The following is a 17,942-nucleotide window of genomic DNA, read 5'->3' on the forward strand; positions in this document are numbered from 1 at the left end:
ACTGAGGGGGTATGTCTATCAGTTCGGATTCCTGCTCAGGTGCGTCTCCGCGCAGTTGACGGAACCTGGACGAATGCACCGCCCAACCAGTCCTGGACGCACCCTTACCTGAGCAATTCGCACCCGCTTTCCGTTCAGCCTCCGAGTCGGTCGCGGGGGTCGAGCACCCGCACCGGCAGCTCCCGCATCGCCTCCCGCAGGGCCTCCGCCAGCTCCTCGTACTCCGCCGCGCGGGCCGCGCCGGTGCGCATGGCGAGCGCGACGCGGCGGGTCGGGGCGGGGTCGGCGAAGTAGCCGGTGAGGAGCTGGCTGGAGCGGGTGGTCTCCACCTTGACGGCGGTCCGCGGCAGCAGCGTCACGCCGAGGCCGCCGGCGACCAGCTGCACCAGGGTGGACAGTCCGGCGGCGGTGGTGGTGGCCGGAACGCCGGCCCGCCCCGCCTCGCGGCAGATGTCCAGCGCCTGGTCGCGCAGGCAGTGCCCCTCGTCGAGCAGCAGCAGGTTCAGCTCGCGCAGCGCCTCCCGCGGGATGCCCTCGCGTCCGCCGAGCCAGTGGTCCAGCGGGGTGACCAGCACGAAGTCCTCGTCGAACAGCGGCAGTTCGGTCACTCCCGGCACGCCAAGCGGCACGGCGAGCAGCAGCAGGTCGAGCCGGCCGCTGGTGAGCCCCTCGAGGAGACTGGCGGTCTGCTCCTCGTGCACCTGGAGATCGAGGTGCGGATAGCGTTCGTGGACCAGCCGCAGCACGGTGGGCAGCAGATACGGCGCGACGGTGGGGATGACGCCGAGCCGCAGCGCGCCGGTGAACGGGGCGCGTACCGCCTCGGCCTCCTCCATCAGGGCGCCGACCTCCTCGAGCACCGCCTTGGCCCGCACCGCGAGCCGCTCACCGGCGGGCGAGAGCAGCACCCGGCGCGTCGTACGCTCGAGGAGCGTCACCCCGAGTGTCTCCTCCAGGGCGGAGACGGCACCGGACAGCGCCGGCTGGCTCATGCCGATGGCCGCGGCGGCGTCCCGGAAGTGCAAGTGCTCCGCCACCGCCGCGAACGCCCTCAGCTGAGCCAGGCTCGGCTGCCTGCGCCTGTGACTTGCGTTACCCACCGTCACTGATAACTACCTCCGATCAACTCGACCGAGTGTAGCTATTTCAGTAATCAATGCATGGTGTGCCAGCATCGGCACAGTCCAACCCAAGGGAGATGTCCGCAATCCGGATGTCTCTGCGTTGCAAGGAGAGCGTGTGCTCACTGTCGGTGACAAGTTCCCCGAGTTCGAACTGACCGCCTGCGTCTCGCTGGAGAAGGGCAAGGAGTTCGAGACGATCAACCACAAGACCTACGAGGGCAAGTGGAAGATCGTTTTCGCCTGGCCCAAGGACTTCACCTTCGTGTGCCCGACCGAGATCGCGGCGTTCGGCAAGCTGAACGACGAGTTCGCCGACCGCGACGCGCAGATCCTCGGCTTCTCCGGGGACTCGGAGTTCGTCCACCACGCCTGGCGCAAGGACCACGAGGACCTGCGCGACCTGCCCTTCCCGATGATGGCCGACCCCAAGCACGAGCTGATGCGGGACCTCGGCATCGAGGGCGAGGACGGCTACGCCAAGCGCGCGGTGTTCATCGTGGACCCGAACAACGAGATCCAGTTCTCCATGGTGACCGCGGGCTCCGTCGGCCGGAACCCGAAGGAGGTCCTGCGGGTGCTGGACGCGCTGCAGACCGACGAGCTGTGCCCGTGCAACTGGAACAAGGGCGACGAGACCCTGGACCCGGTCAAGCTCCTGGCTGGTGAGTGAGGCATGTCCCTCGACTCCCTCAAGGCCCGGATACCGGACTACGCCAAGGACCTGAAGCTCAACCTGGGTTCGGTCATCGGCAACTCCGACCTGCCGGCCCAGCAGCTGTGGGGCACGGTGCTGTCGACGGCCATCGCCTCGCGTTCGCCCATCGTGCTGCGCGAGCTCGAGCCGGAGGCGAAGGCGAACCTGTCGCCGGAGGCGTACCAGGCGGCCAAGGCCGCCGCCGCGGTGATGGCGATGAACAACGTCTTCTACCGCACCCGCCACCTGCTGTCGGACCACGAGTACGGCAGCCTGCGCGCCGGTCTGCGGATGAACGTGATCGGCAACCCGGGTGTCGACAAGGTCGACTTCGAGTACTGGTCCTTCGCGGTCTCCGCCATCAACGGCTGCGGCATGTGCCTCGACTCGCACGAGCAGGTGCTCCGCAAGGCCGGCCTGGAGCGCGACGTGATCCAGGAGGCCTTCAAGATCGCCGCGGTCATCCAGGCGGTCGCCGCCACCCTGGACGCCGAGGCGGCCCTCGCGGAGTGACTCCGCGAACCCCTCACACGGCCGAAGGCCCGCCCACCGGACGGTGGGCGGGCCTTCGCCTTCGTACGCGCTCCCCGGGGCGGCCGAAGCCGCCGTGCGCGGCTCGGCGGCGTTTCTAGGGCTGCTCCCGGGGCTCCGGGGGTTCGTCGCCGCTCGCGCTCGGCGCCCCGCTGTCACCCGAGGCGGGCTGGGCCTCGGGCGGGAGCGTGGTCGCCTCCGACAGAGCGGTCGCGCCGTGGGGCTTCGGGGAGTGGGAGACGTCGACGCCGGCGGAGTGGGCGCGGAGGTAGCCGACGACCGTGTTGGTCACGGCGACCAGGGGGACGGCCACGACCGCGCCGCCGATGCCGGCGACCATGCCGCCGGTGGCGACCGCCAGGACGACGGCCAGAGGGTGCACGCGTACCGCGCGGCCCAGGATGAAGGGCTGCAGGACGTGGCCCTCGATCTGCTGGACCGCCAGGACGACGGCGAGGGTCATCACGCCGGTGAACACGCCCTGGGTGACCAGCGCGACGACCACGGCGAGGGCGCCGGAGACGACCGCACCGACCAGCGGGATGAAGGAGAACAGGAAGATGAAGACGGCGAGCGGCACCGCCATCGGCACGTCGAGGAAGTAGATGCCGATGCCGATGAAGATGGCGTCGATCAGCGCCACGATCACCGTGCCGCGCACATACGCCGTGAGTGTGCGCCAGGCGACCGGTCCCGCACCGGCGACGCCGGGGCGGGCGGCGGCGGGCACCAGCTTGAGCGCCCACTGCCAGATGCGCTTGCCGTCGTAGAGCAGGAACAGGGTGGAGAAGGCCGCCAGCAGGATGCCGGTGAGCGCCTCCACGACGACCGTGACGCCCTCCAGGCCCGCCGAGGTGATCTGCTCGGTGTTGGCGCCGACCGCCTCGCGCAGGTTCTTGGCGATCTCGTTGATCTGCTTGTCGGTGACGTGGAAGGGGCTGTTGAGCAGCCAGTTGCGCAGCTCGTCGATGCCGTCCTGGATCTGGTCGGAGAGATTGTCGATGTTCTCCATGACCTGCCAGGTCACGAACCAGCCGATGAGGCCCATGACGACGAAGCCGAACAGCGCCGTCAGCGCGGTGGCCGGGCCGCGCGGCACTCCGAGGCGGCGCAGGCGGGCCACCGTCGGCTGGAGCAGAGCCGTGATCAGCAGGGCGGCGACGAAGGCCAGGACGACGAGCTGGACGGCGCTGATGACGCGCATCAGGACCCAGAGGGTGCCCGCCAGCACCAGCAGCCGCCAGCCGGCCTCGGCGGCAACCCGCACGCCCCACGGCACGGCCTGGGCGGGATCGGGCCGGGGCCGGACGGTGGGCGCGTAGTCGGGCGGCGGCGGCACGGACGGCGTGGCCTCGACGGGCTCCCCGCCCGCCGGGCCCACCAGTTCGCCGCGCTCGACCTCGGCCCGGCGTTCCTCCAACCGCTTCCCGGCTTCGGCCAGCCGGGTTCCGATCCGGTTCAGCCACCCTGGCACTCGCGACATGCTCCGTCCCTTTCCCCCGTCTCGCCCCGCCACTCCCCGCGGGTCGTCGGTCAGACCGTACATGGCGAAAGCCCCGCACCGTGGAACGGCGAGGGGCTGTGCCGGGGCGAATGGGCCCTGGTGGGGCGGACGAGCTCTAGTACCAGTGGTTGGCCTGCCAGAACGACCAGGCCTCGCAGGGGCTGCCGTAGCGCTCGTTCATGTAGTTCAGGCCCCACTTGATCTGGGTGGCCGGGTTGGTCTGCCAGTCGGAGCCGGCAGAGGCCATCTTGGAGCCCGGCAGGGCCTGGAAGAGGCCGTAGGCGCCCGAGGAGGGGTTGACGGCCCGGTAGTTCCAGCTGGACTCGTGGTCCACGATGTTGCTGAAGCACTGCCACTGTCCGGCCGGCACCATCTGGCGTGCCATCGCCTGGATCTGGGCGACGGTGTAAGAGCTCTGGACGGCGAAGTCGGACGCGTCCTTGGAGCGGCTGGCGGCCTCCTGCTGCTTCTTCCGCTCCTCGGCCTCCTTGGCGGCCTTGGCAGCCTTCTCGGCGGCCTCCTTCTTGGCGACCGCGGTCTCGGCGGCTGCCTTGCGGGCGGCCTCCTCGGCTTCCTTCTTCGCGCTCGTGTCCGCTGCAATGGCCATGGTTTCGGCCTGCTGCGTCAGGGACGCGGTCTGCACCTCGGCCTGCTGGCCCGCGGGGATGTCCGCGAGCAGCGTCGTGGCACCAGTTGCCGTCGCTTCGGCGTCGTTGTTCTGCGCGGTGCTGCCCGAGGCAACACCGACGACGCTTCCGACAGCGGTGACCGCCGTGGCCGAGGCCACTGCGAATCCCCGGACCGAGATCCGGCTCACACGGTTTCCTTCCAGCATCGCCCGCTTCGGTGACCCTCGCGGACGCAATCGTGCCCCTGGCACTGGCCTCCCCAACTGCGGGTCACGGGAGGCACGGGCCCGGTGGGCAACTCCCCGGGGGGAGTGCCGCGTGGTGCTCGGGCGGCATACGACGACGCTATGGAGTTGAAGCTGTGTCTTCTGTTGTGCCGTACCGCTGGGGGTACGGCCGTGTCGTATGCGGGGCCTGACAGGAGTGAGACTTTGCCGTAACCAGACGGCGCAAGGCAATTCCACGTTGCGTGTGAAAGCTCACATGCCGTTTGGGCCAGGGGATTTTCGGAAAGCGGCACACGCGCCGACGCCGCCCAGCTAGGCTCTACGCCTTTCCGGACGGCGCCAACTACCGCGTAACCGCACCGTGTTGGTACGGGCCGGGCGAGACGGGTCAGACCTGCCCGTCCTCCAGCATTTCGGTCACAAGGGCGGCGATCTGGGACCTCTCGGACCGGGTCAGGGTCACATGGGCGAAAAGCGGATGGCCCTTGAGTTTCTCGACAACCGCGACAACGCCGTCGTACCGGCCGACCCGGAGGTTGTCCCGCTGAGCCACGTCGTGGGTGAGCACCACCCGGGAGTTGGCCCCGATCCGGGACAGCACCGTCAGCAGAACGTTTCGCTCCAGCGACTGCGCCTCGTCCACGATCACGAAGGCGTCGTGCAGCGAGCGCCCCCGGATGTGCGTCAGCGGCAGCACCTCGAGCATGCCGCGCGAGGTGACCTCCTCGATGACCTCCCGGCTGGTGACCGCCGAGAGCGTGTCGAAGACGGCCTGCGCCCAGGGGCTCATCTTCTCGGCCTCGGTGCCGGGCAGATAGCCCAGCTCCTGCCCGCCCACCGCGTACAGCGGGCGGAAGACCATCACCTTCTGGTGCTGACGGCGCTCCAGGACCGCCTCCAGGCCCGCGCACAGCGCCAGCGCCGACTTGCCGGTGCCGGCCCTGCCGCCCATGGAGACGATGCCGACGTCCGGGTCGAGCAGCAGGTCGAGCGCGATCCGCTGCTCGGCGCTGCGGCCCTTGATGCCGAAGGCGTCCCGGTCGCCGCGCACCAGGCGGACATCGCCCTCGGGGGTGATCCGGCCGAGCGCCTTGCCGCGCTCGGAGTGGATCCTCAGCCCGGTGTGCACGGGCAGGTCGGCGACCTCGGGCACATGGACGTGCCCCTCCTCGAAGAGGATGTCCACCTGCTCACCGGGCAGGGTCACTTCGGACATCCCGGTCCAGCCGGAGGAGTCCGTGATGGCGAGCTCGGCCCGGTACTCCTCGGCGACGAGCCCCACGGAGGACGCCTTGATCCGCAGCGGGAGGTCCTTCGACACGACCGTGACGTCGTACCCCTCGGCCTGCAGATTGCGGGCCACGGCGAGGATGCGGGAGTCGTTGTCCCCCAGCCGGTAGCCGCTGGGCAGCACGCTGGGGTCCGAGTGGTTGAGCTCGACACGCACGGTCCCGCCGAGGCCCCCGATCGGGATGGGGGTGTCCAGCCGGCCGTGCCGCACCCGGTAGTCGTCGAGCAGGCGCAGGGCCTGCCGGGCGAAGTAGCCGAGTTCGGGATGGTGCCGCTTGGCCTCCAGCTCCGTCACCACGACGACCGGGAGCACGACCTCGTGCTCGTCGAAGCGGGTCAGGGCGTTGGGGTCGGCCAGCAGGACGCTGGTGTCGAGAACATAGGTGCGCCGGTCTGGCTTGTGGCGCTGTGCGCTGGTCACCACGGAAGGACGTACCCCCTCGGATGAGGTCGGGGAGCGACGGAGCGGAGGCTGGGCCGGGAGGGAGCCGAGGTCCAGGCCGGTTGCCGGCCGCCCCGCACCAGCGGTGGCCGGGAACCGGCCCTCCGCTGCTTCTTCCGTGCCGTGACCGCACGGTCGGGCTGGTGCAAAAGGGCCTCCCGGGCGGACGGCACCCGCGCCGCCCGCTGAGATCCGACACCCGTGGTTCGGGTGTCGACCTGTCTGGCTTATGCCCTCGAACAAGCGCTGCCATGCAAGTCCGCGTGATGGCGCGCCGGTGAACTCCGGGTGGGGGCGCGGGGGCGGTACCGGGGCCGGTGCGCCGTCCTGTGCCCCTGACGTGCGCCGCGAGTACGCCGGTCAGCGCCCCCGGGGGGGCCGGCGCTGGAGGCGGGAATGAGTGGCCGGGGTCAGCCGCCGTAACGCCGGTGACGGGCGGCGTAGTCGCGCAGGGCACGCAGGAAGTCCACCTTGCGGAAGGCCGGCCAGAAGACCTCGCAGAAGTAGTACTCCGAATGGGCGGTCTGCCAGAGCATGAATCCGGACAGCCGCTGCTCGCCGCTGGTGCGGATGACCAGGTCCGGGTCGGGCTGCTCGCGGGTGTAGAGGTGACGTCCGATCATGTCGATGTCGACGGCCTCGGCGAGTTCCTCCATGGAGATGCCCTTGGCGTGGGCGTCGAGCAGCATGGAGCGCACGGCGTCGGCGATCTCCTGCCGTCCGCCGTAGCCGATGGCGACATTGACCGTTATGCCGTTGACGTCGGAGGTGGCGTCCTCGGCCTCCTTGAGGGTGCGCTGCATCCCGGCGGGCAGCAGGTCGAGGGTGCCGACGTGGTGGACCCGCCAGCGGCCGTCGGCGGCCAGGGAGCGCACCACGTCCTCGATGATGCCGAGGAGCGGGACCAGTTCCTCCTTGGGCCGGTCGAAGTTGTCCGTCGACAGCAGCCACAGGGTGACGACCTCGACGTCCGTCTCGCTGCACCAGCCGAGGAACTCCTCGATCTTGTCCGCACCGGCCCGGTGGCCCTGCGCGGTGGTGGACCCGGCCGCCTTCGCCCAGCGTCGGTTGCCGTCCATGATGACGCCGATGTGCTTGGGCACCTGAGCGTGGTCCAGGTGGCCTTCCACCCGGCGCGCGTACAGCCTGACCAGCAGGCCGCGCAGCTTGTCGCGCAGGTTCACGTGATCGTCAGCCCCTCCGTACGGATCGGACAGGCGTGGCCTCGGCCGCGCTGCGCGGCCTGCGACCCGGTGCGGGTGCGGTCGGACCCTGTCCGTATGGCGGTCCCCGGAGCGGAAGCCTACCCCTGGGGGTGCCGGGGTCCCCAACCTCCGCTGTGGGGGCGAATGTCAGGGCTGCGGGGGCTGCCGGGGGATTGCGCCGGTACGCCGCACGAACGGGTTGTCCGGGGTCCCCAGGGGTGTCCGGGGGCGCCCAGGGGTGCCCAGGGGTGCCCGGAGGGACGGGACGCGGATGCGGGGGCCGTTCCGGCGGAGAGGGCGCCGGGCGCGCGCCGGCGGACGCAGCGGACGCGTCCAAGGGCGGTGGCGGCCCCGGCCCGGCAGGGGAGAGAGCGGGGCGCGGAGGCGGGGAAAGAAAACGGGCCGGTCCGTGGGGGGGAGACGGACCGGCCCGAGGGGGGGTTTCCACCATAACCCTTCGTAAGGGATGCCGTGCACATTGCCGCCGCACAACTACGCTCCGGAATCGGTCGGCGACGCCGCGATGCCCCCGGAAGGCGCCGTTCATCACATCGTCCTGGCCGAAATCAGCCGGAAAACAGCGGAAAACCGGGTACTGAGGGGATGCCGTGAAGGAAGTGACGGTGTGAGGCACCGATCGCGACAACTCTTCCGGCCGTCCCCCCGACGGGTGACCCGGGCGCGGCGCACGCGCTTGACCCGGGCGTGCACCGCGCAGCCCCCTCCACTGCGCGGTACCGCCTCCCGCGCAGCTTTGCTGGCGCGAATCATCTTGGTCTGAACCTACGCGAACGGGGGCCGTGAAGGCGAGCCGGGATCGATAACGATGCGGAAACCCCAGGGGCGAATGGTGCATATGAGGCACATGACGCGCAAGAGGGCGGAACCGCAGGGCACCGGGCGCCGCGGGACGAAATCGGGCGCCGGCCGGAGGAGTTGAGCGGGAACGCTTGCGTCGCGCGGCTGAGACGGCAGGGTAAGGGCTGGTCGTTCACAGGGTTGCGGTGGAGGAGGGTGCCGTGGGGCGCTGGCGGGACGGATTCGGCGTGCTGGTCGTGAAGCCGGAGGGCGGTGAGGCACGGCGGGTCCCGCTGGAGATCGCCTCCTCCTACCGGGCGCGGACCAAGGGACTGCTGGGCCGGGACGCGGTGGAGGGTGCCCTGCTGCTCACGCCGGCCAACAGCGTGCACACCTTCCGGATGCGAATCCCCATCGACGTCGCCTATCTCGACCGGCGGCTCAGGGTGATCGCCGTGCGGACGATGCGCCCCGGGCGGCTGGGCCTGCCGAGACTCCGCGCACGGCACGTCCTGGAGGCGGAGGCCGGGGCGATGGCGGGGTGGGGACTGGCCCCGGGCGCCGAGGTGGAGGTCGGCACCGAGTCCGGCGGGGCCCCCGGGCGCGCGGGGACCGGCGGGCCGGCCGACGCCGCCGGAGCCGCCGGGTGACCGTCCGGAACCGCCGGACCGGCACGGGGGCTCCGGCTCACGTCTCCGCGGGGTCCGGCAGTTCCTCGAGGGGCCGGGTGGTGATCAGGGCCGTGAGCACCATCGGCGCGTCGCCGTCGGGCTGCTGGAGGGACAGGGCGAGCCAGCGGGGGCCGGTGCCGGACGGGCGCAGGGGGCCCCAGACCGTGAGGTCTCCGAAGTAGTCCAGCTCGGCGAGCGTGCGGTACGGCTCCGGGAGCGGGGGCCGCGGGCCGGAGCGGGTCAGGAAGAGAGGGACGCGCAGGGAGACGGTGCGGTGGGCGCCCCAGCGCTGGTCCAGTTCCTCGGTCAGGGCGGCCAGATGGGCCTCGGCCCGCTCCTCGGCCGCGTTCCAGTCGGCGCCGTACACACCGGTCAGCCAGGGCCCCTCCCACAGCGGGAGGAGCAGGAACCCCTCGCCCCGGGTGCCCGCCCATTCGCCGGTCGCCGGGTCGCTGTCCCGGGCGGCGGGACCGGAGCCGGGGACGGGAGCGGACAGGGCGCCCTCGACGGTCGCGAGGGCTTCCCGCAGGTCGAAGGGCCGGTCGTGCTCGGTGGTCACAGGGTGGGCCTGTCCATGGGCTGGGGCAGGGCGTCGAGGGCGCCGGCCGCCTTCAGTGCGGTGTAGGCGCTGACGACGGGTGCGGTGTCGCCGGGCTGGGCGATCGTCAGCAGGGCGCCGCCCTCCGGCTCGCTCAGCCGGCGGGTCGCGTCCGCCAGGCCGCCGGGGATCCGGTCCGCCCGCGCCGGGGACAGATACCCCACCCAGCCGACCGACGGCGTGCCGATCTTGAAGCCCGCCTCCTTCTTGAGTGCCGCCGTCACCTCGCGGTCGCTGAAGTCTCCGTAGTCCGGATGCCAGGTTTCGGCGATCACGGTGAGCAGATCGGCGCCGGGCAGGCGGGCCTCGTCGGGGGCGACGATGGTGGCCACCAGGGACTGGAGCAGGTACTGGGGCCTGCCGCCGGCCAGGCCGGCGATCTCCAGTTTCCAGCCGGGTGCCGGGTCGGCGGCGAGCAGCCGCAGCGAGGTGCCGTCGGCGGCGGACCAGTCGTCGGCGGCCTGGGCCGCGCGGAGGGCCTCGAGGAGCGGCTTCTCATCCGCGCGGACGGTGGTGCCGTCGGCCGTCCGCCACGTCCAGCCGCCGTCGTCCGCCGTCTTCTCGACGGCGCCGGGAAGCAGTTCGGCGAAGCGCGTCAGCGTCGTGCTCCAGCGCGCGGCCAGCGCCTCCGCCGGCTCCTGCCGTGGGCCCCAGAAGCCCCGCACCACTCGTCGCATCTCGGTACTGCCCCTTCCTCGTCGTCCTCGTCGTGCCGTCGTAGGAAGTCCGCCCGCGGCGGCCCGTACGTCACCTTAGGCCGCGCCTCCGGGACGCGCGGCGCCGTCCGCGCCGCGCGCGCCCCGTCAGTCGAAGCGGTCGGGGTTGCGCCCGCCGGACGTCTCCTTGGGCTTGGTGTGGACGACGTCGATGTCCAGGCCCTCGTCCTCGAAGGCGTTCCGGGCTGCCTCGGCGACGTCCTCGTTGGAGAAGTGCCACTCGACGCGCTTGCCCCGGGCCGCCTCGACCTGGCGGCGGGCCTCCTTGACCAGCCGTTCCCGTCCGGACGGGGTGAGTTCGCCGTCCGCGCCGAGGAAGCTCTTGTAGCCGTTCTTGGCCTCCAGGTAGGTCTGGCGCGAGGAGTCCCAGCCGTCGAACTCGACGTCCGGCACGTCCGGGTCCGGATGCGGGACGACGTACTCGTATCCGCGCTTGGTCCCGGTGACCTGCTCCTGGTAGCGCAGCCAGGACTCGTTCTTCCAGTTCGGCGGGGGGTTGCGGTCGCGGCTGGCCCAGAAGCCGTCGCCGTTGTCCGGGTCGCCGTACCTGCGCTCGCGCAGGTCGGCCGCCCAGTCCGGCGGGTTGTAGTTGCGCGGGTCGCTGGTGTCGTTGCGCTGCGGCTCCGGCCACTCCTTGCGAGCCTTCAGTGCCTCTTGGGCCCGCTGCGGCTCCTCGGCGCGCTTGCGCGCCAGGTAGGCCTCGCGCTCCTGCTTGCGTGCCTCCTCGGCCTTCTTCTTGGCCTCCGGGTCGCAGCCCTCCTCGGCCCGGATGACATACGCCGGGCCGGCCTGCGCGGCGGCGAGGACCTCCGTGCCGCCCGGGTTCAGCCCGGTCGGCGGGGCGTTGGGCGCTCCGTCGCCGTCCGGCACCCGGCGGGGCGGGGCGGCGATGGCGCAGCCGGTCCTGCGGGCGGCCTCCTCCGCCTCGTCGGCGGCCTCGTCGGCGCGGCGTGCCGCGTCCTCCAGGGCGTCCATGTCACCGGCCTTGGCGGCGCGGCGCGCGTCCGCCGCCGCGTCTGCGGCGTCGTCGACCACGCGGGTCAGCCGGCCGAGGCTGCCGATCTTCTCGACGATCTTGGCCTCGCCGTAGCCGGGGATGAACAGGGAGCCGATGTTCCAGATGACGGTGGAGACGGCCCGGGTCTCGTTGCCCTGGTTCCACTGGTCGGCGACGTCGTCGCCGATGAACATGTCGTACAGGATGGTGCCGCCGGTGCCCAGCGAGGCGCCGCCCCAGTCCAGGATCGCGCCGAGGTAGTCGCCGTCGTCCCACTTGTCGCGTGCGTCGGCGGTGTTGTTCCACCACTCCTCGCCGAGCGACTTGCCGTAGTCCGCCAGTCCCTCGACGGTCTCGATCGGGTTGGTGATGACGTCCCAGGCGCCGGTGATGTCGCCCCAGAGGCCGTCGACGAAGATGCCCTGGCCGACCTGCTTGATCTGGTCGCCGGCGCAGCTGAAGAAGGCACCGAAGCCGGAGAAGCAGCCTTCGTCGTCGCCCTCGTCGCCGCCGTCCCCGTTGTTCTCGGTGGGGTCCACGTACGGCGTCTCGTCGATCTCCTCCTCGTCCGACACGGGGTCGGCGGGGTTCACATCGTCGCCGGGGCCACCGTCGTCACCGGTTCCGTTGTCGCCGTTCCCGTCGCCGTTGCCCGTGCCGCCGTTGTCGCCGTTGCCCGTGCCGCCGTTACCGCCGGTGTCTCCGTTGCCGCCGGTGCCGCCACCGGTGCCGCCGCTGCCGCCCGTGTCACCGCCGGTGCCACCGTTGTTGCCGCCGGTGCCACCGTTGTTGCCGTTGTTGCCGCCGTTGTTGCCGCCGGTGTTGCCTCCGACGGCACCGCCATTGCCGCCGGTACCGCCGTTCCCGCCGGTACCGCCGGTGTCACCACCGCGGTCGTCCCCGCCGCGGTTGCCGTCCCCCTGGCCGTTGCCGTTTCCGTCCCCGGCGGTGACCGTGCCGTCGCCGCCCTCCGGGCCGGGGCAGGCGGCACCGGTGACCTTGCAGATCTGCGCCTGGATGCCGGTGAAGATCTGTGTGCCGAGCCCGCTGACGACCAGCGCGGCGATGATGGCGGCGACCACCGCGATCAGACCCGCGTACTCCACGGCCGTCTGCCCCTCGTCCCGGCGCCAGCGGATCATCCGGGCCAGGGAGAAGGGGCGGTACGGCGGGCGGGAGCCCTCCGGGAGGCGGTACCAGTCGCGGCTCTCCCGCCGGGTGAGGAAGTAGACGATCAGGATCGGCAGGAGCAGCTGGACGGCGCCCCGGGAAGACCCGTCCGTGATGTTGCCGATCGCCCCGAGGATCAGCCACCCCTGCACGGCGAGCAGCGCCGCCCAGGTCCGCGGGCCGCCGTTGCGCCGCGTGCGGCGCGCCAGCCACCAGCCGAGGGTGCCGGGCGCGGCGGCGTACGCGATCTGGGCGAGCAGCCGGCCGTCGACCGCGTCGTACGAACTCGCGGTCATCAGCAGGCCGATGCCGCCGAGCACGGTGACCGCGAAGAGGGTGTGGACGAGGACGAGGGCGAAGAGAAGCGGCCTGGGCAGGGCGGAACGCCGTCCGGAGGCCCCGGACGATCCGGAGGGCGGCACCGCCGCACCGCCCGCCGCTGCGCCGCCGCTCCCGCCGGCTCCGCTGACCCCCCCGACCGACGCCATGCCGACTCCCCCCTCGGACCCTCAAGTGGCGTGCTCGAGCGCGGCCTTCGCGGCCGCGCATCCGGCGAGCCTAGGGAGGGACTCCCGGGAGGGCATGGGCCCGTGGGCCCAATGACGAGCCCAAATCCGTGCCGGGAAGCGGAAGCTCAGGGGGCGAAGGGGTGGGAAACGGGCGATCAGAAGATGCGCTGGCCGGGGGTGAGGACGCCGTCCGGGTCGTAGCGCCGCCGGGCGGCGGCGAACTCGTCCCAGAACGGACCGAAGTGGCGGGCCCAGTCGTCCCGGGTGAGCGGCACCGAGCCGATCGGGTACCAGCGGCCGCCCGCCTCCACCGTCACGTCGTACTGGCGGCGGTTGGCGGCGACCATCTCCTCGGCCGGGTGCGCGTCCTCGGACGCGGTCTTCAGGAGGGAGAAGAGGTAGACCAGCTCCCCGTCCGGCATCACCGGGAGCGGGGTGGTGCACTTGGCGGTCAGCACGGGGTACAGCAGGATGACCGCGCTTCGCCCGAGGGCCTCGGCCTCGAGACCGTCGAGCGTCCTGGTGACGACCTGATGGACGCTGGAGGCGGGAAGCAGGCTGTCGTACCACGGGTGGGGCCGCTGCCACTCCCCCATGGCCTCGAACTCCTTCACCAAGGGGGCGAGCCGGTTGAGGAAGTCGAAGTAGCCGATGTCCTGAGCCTCCGCGGAGAGAGCTCCGAGGTCGTCCGTGAGCCGGGTGTCGTCGGCGGCGGTGGCGTCGTAGGCGGCGGCCTCCAGCATGTAGGCCCAGCCGTCCGGGGTGCGCAGGACCTGGCCTATGAGATAGTCGAAGCGCGCTTCCCGGATCAGTCTCTCCTGCTGCGCGGTGAGCGCGGCGACGCTCGGGTACATCAGCGTGTAGAAGCGGACGGAGCGGGGAGCGGGCACCAGGCGCAGGGCGGCCCGGGTGATGATCGCGCACTGCCCGAGCCCGCCGAGGGCGGCCCGGAACAGGTCGGGCCGCGCGGTGGGCGAGCAGGTCGTCAGTTCGCCCTCCCCGGTGACGACCTGAAGCTCGAGGACGTTGGCGACCTGGGTGCCGTGCCGGCCGATCTGCCCGCCCAGACCGCCGGCGGACAGCGTGCCGCCCACGGACAGCTCCAGGTAGTCGGTGAAGGCCGGCGGGGTGAGCCCCTTTCCGAGGCAGGCCCGGACCAGCGCGCTCCACCGCGCCCCCGCCTGCACCACGGCCACGGCGGCGTCCTCCCGCACCTCGACGGAGTCCAGCGCCCCGAGGTCGATGACGACACCGGACGGAACCTGGGCCTGCCCGTAGGTCGAGTGTCCCTGCCCCCGTGCGGCCACCTGCAGTCCGCGTTCCCTGCAGTAGCGCACCATCGTGGCGACGTCCTCGGGCGAGCCGGGTCTGAGCACCGCGGCGGGTTCCTGGCGGATCAGCCCGCCGAAGTCACTCGCCGCGGTGGCCAGCGAGGCCGCGTCGAAGCGGAGTTCGCCGTCCAGGTCGGGCACGTCGTCGAAGGCGCCGGGGACGGTCACGGGGGCGGTGGGACGGGCAGACGTCACGCGTACTCCATGCGGTCTCGGGGCGGCGGCAGGGCTCGGGCGCGCCGGCTTCCCGCAGATGTCGGCACAACTGCGGCTTCAGCACATTCTGATCACGTACTGATCGGAAGTTCCGTGAAAAGCCCAAGTGGTGGAACCCGTTCCGCTTGTCCTCCGTAGCGGGATCAGGGATGGCAGCCGGCGTACTCACGGCTGGTACGCCTGGGGAGAACGGCCCACATCCGGGTGCCGCCGCCCGGCTCTCTCGCGTCGCCGAAACCCCAGTCACCGGAGCAGCTCTTCACCACACAGGCCAGAAGCCGGAGCGCAGCCCGCCGCCGGGCGTCGCAGGCGGCGGCCAGACGGGGGTGGGTGTGACACGGATGCGCGTCGAAGACGATCACGCGCAGGGCGTCGTCCCGGTAGCGGAGGGAGAGGTAGGCGTCGGTGAACGGCGCTAACCGGTAGGCACAGGCGGTGAGTTCGCCGACCACCTGGATCGCGGCGTCCGCCATCTCCTCCAGACCGTGCGACGTGAGGACCGCGCGGGTCACCGTACGGGCGATCGATGGACTGTGCGGGGCGGCCGGGAGAGTGAGGCTGTAGGAGAGGCCTTCGGGAGAGGGCGGGGCGGACGCCGAGCCGTCGGGGCGGTCGGGCGCGGCGATCGGACAGAGGGAGCCGGAAACAGGCATGGAGCATTCCGTTCAAGGGCGGGGCGTTGATGGGTTGATGGTTCGGACCGGTGGCTTGTCTCCCTGACGCGGACGCCACCCCTCCCAGGGCAGGAGAGTGCGGGCGGGCCGCGCGATGCACTTCCGGTCCAGCGCTTCGCGGTCGACCTGTCACGGACGGTAGAGGAATTCGGTGGCAAAGTGCCACTGGATCTGAGCAATTGCCACTCGTGTGGGTGGACCGTGGCCCCGTGAGGGGGCAGACTGACGCCGCTACCGGGAGGAAGTGACACATGCCACCGAGGGCGACGCCCACCGAGCGCCAGAAGCGACTGGGCGCGGAGCTGCGCAAGATGCGTCTCGCAGCGGAGCTGTCCACGGAGTACGCAGCCGGGCTGCTCGGCATCGACCGGACGAAGATCTCCAACATTGAGGCAGGCGTCCGGACCATCACCCCCGAGCGTCTGCGCACTCTCGCCTGCAATTACGACTGCCGCGACGAGGCATACGTCGACGCCCTGGTGCAGATGGCCAGCGACCGCACGCGCGGGTGGTGGGAGGTGTACCGCGGCCAACTGCCCGCCGGGCTCCTGGACATCGCGGAGCTGGAGTGGAACGCCAAGGCGGTGCGCGCGGGTCTGGCCATGCACGTGCCGGGACTCCTGCAGAACGACGCCTACGCCCGCACACTGTTCGCCGCGGCACTGCCGCCGCTGTCACCCGCAGAGATCGAACTGCGCGTCGCCCACCGTATGCAGCGCCAGCAGGTGCTCCACCGGGAGAATCCGATCACCTACGTGGGATACGTCCACGAGGCGGCGCTGCGCGTGGAGTTCGGCGGCCGGAAGGTCATGCGGGCACAGCTCGACCACCTCTGCGAGCTGTCCGAGCGGCAGAACATCGACGTGCGCGTCATCCCGTTCAGCGCCGGCGCCTTCCCCGGGGCCGGGCAGGCCGTGACGTACGCGGAGGCCGTGGTCCCCCAGCTCGACACCGTGGAACTGGATTCGGCTCACGGCCCCGAGTTCCTGCACGGGCAGTCACAGCTGGACAAGTACCGCGCCCACCTGGACTGGATGGAGGGCGCGTGTCACTCTCGACGGCGGACTCACGTGACTTCATCCGCAGCATCGCCAGCGACTTGTGAGGAGAGCCGATGCAAGACATCGCCTGGGAAGAGCCGTACTGCGCCGAGGGCGCCAACTGCTTCCGCATAGGTACCGACGGCGACGGCAACGCCTATATCGCCCTCGCCGGGCAGGAGGACGCGCCCCTCAAGGACAGCCGGGACGCCCTGCGCGCCCTCATCCGCGGCATCAAGGCAGGCAAGGCGGATCACCTGCTGTGAGCGAGCGCGGGCCGCTCACCCCCGCCCGTGCGGGACGGCGAGCGGCCCGGCGTTCTCCGGTCAGTTCTCGGCGCGCGGGAAGGAGACCTCCACCCGGCGGTTCTTCTTCCGGCCGGCCTCGGTGGAGTTGTCGGCGATCGGGTACTGCTCGCCGTAACCGCGAACCTCGTAGGTGATGTCGGAGTCGTTCAGCTCGTCCTCCAGAACACCGTGCACGGCGTTCGCCCGCTTGCGGGACAGCACGTCTCCGTGGGCGGCGGACCCCAGGTTGTCCGTGAAGCCGAAGACGCGGACCTTCGTCGCGTTCTGCGCCTTGATCTCCTCGGCGATCTCCGCGATCCGGGACTTCGCCTTCGAGCTGAGCTTGGCGCTGTCCTTGCCGAACAGCACCTCCGCCTGAAGGGCGAACTTCACGTCCGTGTTGGTGTCCTCACGGCGCTCGTCACCGCTTTGGTCTTCGACAACCTGCTTGATGTCGAGAACCTTGGGCTCGGCGAGCGTGGCGCCGTCGGGGAGCTTGAGGTCCGGATCGTTGGCGTCCACCTTCACGGGAGCGGAGGGCTTGGCCTCGGTGCCCGGGGGGACGCTGGGGCCGTCGTCGGCGGAGGCGAGCGCTGCGCCGTAGACGTTCGTGGCGATCAGGAAGGTCGTCGCGGTCAGGGTCAGGGCCAGCCGCGATGGCGTGGGGCGCGTGTAGTTACGTGTCATGGCCGGCCTCACCCAGAGATCTGGATGGTGGCGCTGGCGAACGTCGGCAGTTGGAAGGTGACTTCGCTTGCGTCCTTTGGTGGTGCAGGGAACTGCATGAAGACGGGAATCGAAGCCCCGGCCTTGATGCGCGGCATGTCAGTGGTCGTGAGAGGACGGCCGTCGGTATCCCGCAGCACGTAGTAGCGCTTCTTGTTGGCAGAATCCACGAGGGTGGCGCCGCCTAGCGATGCCCCGTGCCGCATGATCTCCGTTTCGTCTCCGCGCGTCTCAATAGGTACACGCACGGGGTCGGACCCTTCGTTCTTGATTTCACCACTCACCGTAACGAATCCGCCGGCGTCCCGAGCGGCAGAGGTGAGCTTGAGCATCAATCCGTCCTCGCCCTTGAGCTCGGCCAGCACCTCGTCCTGCCCTTCCTGAGGACTCTTGCCGGCGTCTTTGGAGGCTGAGCTGGAGGATTCGGGCTTCTTGTCCTCGTTCCCCGCTCCACCGCAACCAGCCAGGCCCAGGGTCAGTCCGGCCACAGCGGTCAGCACGACCATCCCCCTGCGGGCCTTCGTAGTGAACCGCATGCTCATGCCTCTGCTTCCTTCATCACT

At 71.0% G+C, this 17,942-nt stretch carries 16 protein-coding genes and 1 pseudogene; 5 read left to right on the forward strand and 12 right to left on the reverse strand.

Features of this window, described 5'->3' with window-relative positions:
• Positions 1-134 precede the first annotated feature (134 nt).
• Positions 135-1,106: a LysR substrate-binding domain-containing protein gene (locus HCJ93_RS12680; protein ID WP_167994330.1), complete on the reverse strand. Its 972-nt coding sequence runs from the start codon at positions 1,104-1,106 to the stop codon at positions 135-137.
• A gap of 133 nt (positions 1,107-1,239) precedes the next feature.
• Here HCJ93_RS12680 and HCJ93_RS12685 point away from each other — a divergent pair, with 133 nt between their 5' ends.
• Together HCJ93_RS12685 and HCJ93_RS12690 are read left to right on the forward strand one after the other, a co-directional pair.
• Positions 1,240-1,794, forward strand: a complete 555-nt coding sequence (locus HCJ93_RS12685) for a peroxiredoxin (RefSeq protein ID WP_167994332.1) — start codon at positions 1,240-1,242, stop codon at positions 1,792-1,794.
• Positions 1,795-1,797: 3 nt separating this feature from the next.
• Positions 1,798-2,331, forward strand: coding sequence for an alkyl hydroperoxide reductase (locus tag HCJ93_RS12690; protein ID WP_167994334.1), 534 nt, complete (start codon positions 1,798-1,800; stop codon positions 2,329-2,331).
• A 115-nt stretch (positions 2,332-2,446) separates the two neighbouring features.
• Here HCJ93_RS12690 and HCJ93_RS12695 read toward each other — a convergent pair whose 3' ends face one another.
• The 4 genes from HCJ93_RS12695 to HCJ93_RS12710 all read right to left on the reverse strand — a co-directional run bounded on the left by HCJ93_RS12695 (position 2,447) and on the right by HCJ93_RS12710 (position 7,625).
• The gene (locus HCJ93_RS12695; RefSeq protein WP_167994336.1) at positions 2,447-3,832 is read right to left on the reverse strand and encodes an AI-2E family transporter; all 1,386 of its coding nucleotides are present in this window, start codon (positions 3,830-3,832) and stop codon (positions 2,447-2,449) included.
• Between the two features lie 136 nt (positions 3,833-3,968).
• On the reverse strand, positions 3,969-4,670 hold the full coding sequence (locus tag HCJ93_RS12700) for an aggregation-promoting factor C-terminal-like domain-containing protein (RefSeq protein ID WP_167994345.1): 702 nt from the start codon (positions 4,668-4,670) through the stop codon (positions 3,969-3,971).
• A gap of 427 nt (positions 4,671-5,097) precedes the next feature.
• Entirely contained in the window at positions 5,098-6,423 is a 1,326-nt protein-coding gene (phoH2, locus tag HCJ93_RS12705) for an RNA 5'-3' helicase PhoH2 (protein ID WP_167994347.1), read from the reverse strand.
• Positions 6,424-6,851: 428 nt separating this feature from the next.
• Entirely contained in the window at positions 6,852-7,625 is a 774-nt protein-coding gene (locus tag HCJ93_RS12710; protein ID WP_167994349.1) for an isoprenyl transferase, read from the reverse strand.
• A gap of 1,040 nt (positions 7,626-8,665) precedes the next feature.
• Between HCJ93_RS12710 and HCJ93_RS12715 the strand changes: the two genes are divergently transcribed.
• Positions 8,666-9,094 (forward strand): DUF192 domain-containing protein, encoded by a 429-nt coding sequence (locus tag HCJ93_RS12715; protein WP_167994351.1) that lies wholly within the window; start codon positions 8,666-8,668, stop codon positions 9,092-9,094.
• 37 nt (positions 9,095-9,131) lie between these two features.
• Here the strand turns inward: HCJ93_RS12715 and HCJ93_RS12720 are convergent, their stop codons facing one another.
• The 5 genes from HCJ93_RS12720 to HCJ93_RS12740 form a co-directional block, all read right to left on the reverse strand.
• A complete protein-coding gene (locus HCJ93_RS12720) occupies positions 9,132-9,674 on the reverse strand; it encodes a hypothetical protein (protein ID WP_167994353.1) in 543 nt (180 codons plus the stop codon).
• Complete coding sequence (locus tag HCJ93_RS12725) at positions 9,671-10,390, reverse strand: hypothetical protein (RefSeq protein ID WP_167994355.1); 720 nt, start codon at positions 10,388-10,390, stop codon at positions 9,671-9,673. The genes HCJ93_RS12720 and HCJ93_RS12725 overlap by 4 nt, the downstream gene beginning before the upstream one ends.
• A 126-nt stretch (positions 10,391-10,516) precedes the next feature.
• Positions 10,517-13,084, reverse strand: coding sequence for a Tox-REase-5 domain-containing protein (locus tag HCJ93_RS12730; RefSeq protein ID WP_167994357.1), 2,568 nt, complete (start codon positions 13,082-13,084; stop codon positions 10,517-10,519).
• A 176-nt stretch (positions 13,085-13,260) separates the two neighbouring features.
• A complete protein-coding gene (locus HCJ93_RS12735; RefSeq protein ID WP_206317313.1) occupies positions 13,261-14,631 on the reverse strand; it encodes an FAD-binding protein in 1,371 nt (456 codons plus the stop codon).
• A gap of 164 nt (positions 14,632-14,795) precedes the next feature.
• Positions 14,796-15,305: an ATP-binding protein gene (locus tag HCJ93_RS12740; protein ID WP_167994359.1), complete on the reverse strand. Its 510-nt coding sequence runs from the start codon at positions 15,303-15,305 to the stop codon at positions 14,796-14,798.
• Between the two features lie 272 nt (positions 15,306-15,577).
• Here HCJ93_RS12740 and HCJ93_RS12745 point away from each other — a divergent pair.
• Together HCJ93_RS12745 and HCJ93_RS12750 are read left to right on the forward strand one after the other, a co-directional pair.
• Positions 15,578-16,431: pseudogene (locus tag HCJ93_RS12745) on the forward strand (helix-turn-helix domain-containing protein).
• Between the two features lie 9 nt (positions 16,432-16,440).
• Positions 16,441-16,632: a hypothetical protein gene (locus HCJ93_RS12750; RefSeq protein ID WP_167994361.1), complete on the forward strand. Its 192-nt coding sequence runs from the start codon at positions 16,441-16,443 to the stop codon at positions 16,630-16,632.
• Between the two features lie 60 nt (positions 16,633-16,692).
• Here HCJ93_RS12750 and HCJ93_RS12755 read toward each other — a convergent pair whose 3' ends face one another.
• Together HCJ93_RS12755 and HCJ93_RS12760 are read right to left on the reverse strand one after the other, a co-directional pair.
• Positions 16,693-17,340 (reverse strand): OmpA family protein, encoded by a 648-nt coding sequence (locus HCJ93_RS12755; RefSeq protein ID WP_167994363.1) that lies wholly within the window; start codon positions 17,338-17,340, stop codon positions 16,693-16,695.
• Positions 17,341-17,348: 8 nt separating this feature from the next.
• Complete coding sequence (locus HCJ93_RS12760) at positions 17,349-17,921, reverse strand: hypothetical protein (protein ID WP_167994365.1); 573 nt, start codon at positions 17,919-17,921, stop codon at positions 17,349-17,351.
• Positions 17,922-17,942 lie beyond the last annotated feature (21 nt).

It is taken from the genome of Streptomyces composti (assembly GCF_012034205.1).
GTDB classification, from domain to species: Bacteria; Actinomycetota; Actinomycetes; order Streptomycetales; family Streptomycetaceae; genus Streptomyces; species Streptomyces composti.

Bases quoted from the DNA above. Each gene is read 5' to 3' on its own strand.
- HCJ93_RS12690 (WP_167994334.1), top strand. From the start codon at position 1,798: ATGTCCCTCGACTCCCTCAAGGCCCGGATACCGGACTACGCCAAGGAC.
- HCJ93_RS12695 (WP_167994336.1), bottom strand. From the start codon at position 3,832: ATGTCGCGAGTGCCAGGGTGGCTGAACCGGATCGGAACCCGGCTGGCC.
- HCJ93_RS12725 (WP_167994355.1), bottom strand. From the start codon at position 10,390: ATGCGACGAGTGGTGCGGGGCTTCTGGGGCCCACGGCAGGAGCCGGCG.
- HCJ93_RS12730 (WP_167994357.1), bottom strand. From the start codon at position 13,084: ATGGCGTCGGTCGGGGGGGTCAGCGGAGCCGGCGGGAGCGGCGGCGCA.
- HCJ93_RS12740 (WP_167994359.1), bottom strand. From the start codon at position 15,305: ATGCCTGTTTCCGGCTCCCTCTGTCCGATCGCCGCGCCCGACCGCCCC.
- HCJ93_RS12750 (WP_167994361.1), top strand. From the start codon at position 16,441: ATGCAAGACATCGCCTGGGAAGAGCCGTACTGCGCCGAGGGCGCCAAC.
- HCJ93_RS12755 (WP_167994363.1), bottom strand. From the start codon at position 17,340: ATGACACGTAACTACACGCGCCCCACGCCATCGCGGCTGGCCCTGACC.
- HCJ93_RS12760 (WP_167994365.1), bottom strand. From the start codon at position 17,921: ATGAGCATGCGGTTCACTACGAAGGCCCGCAGGGGGATGGTCGTGCTG.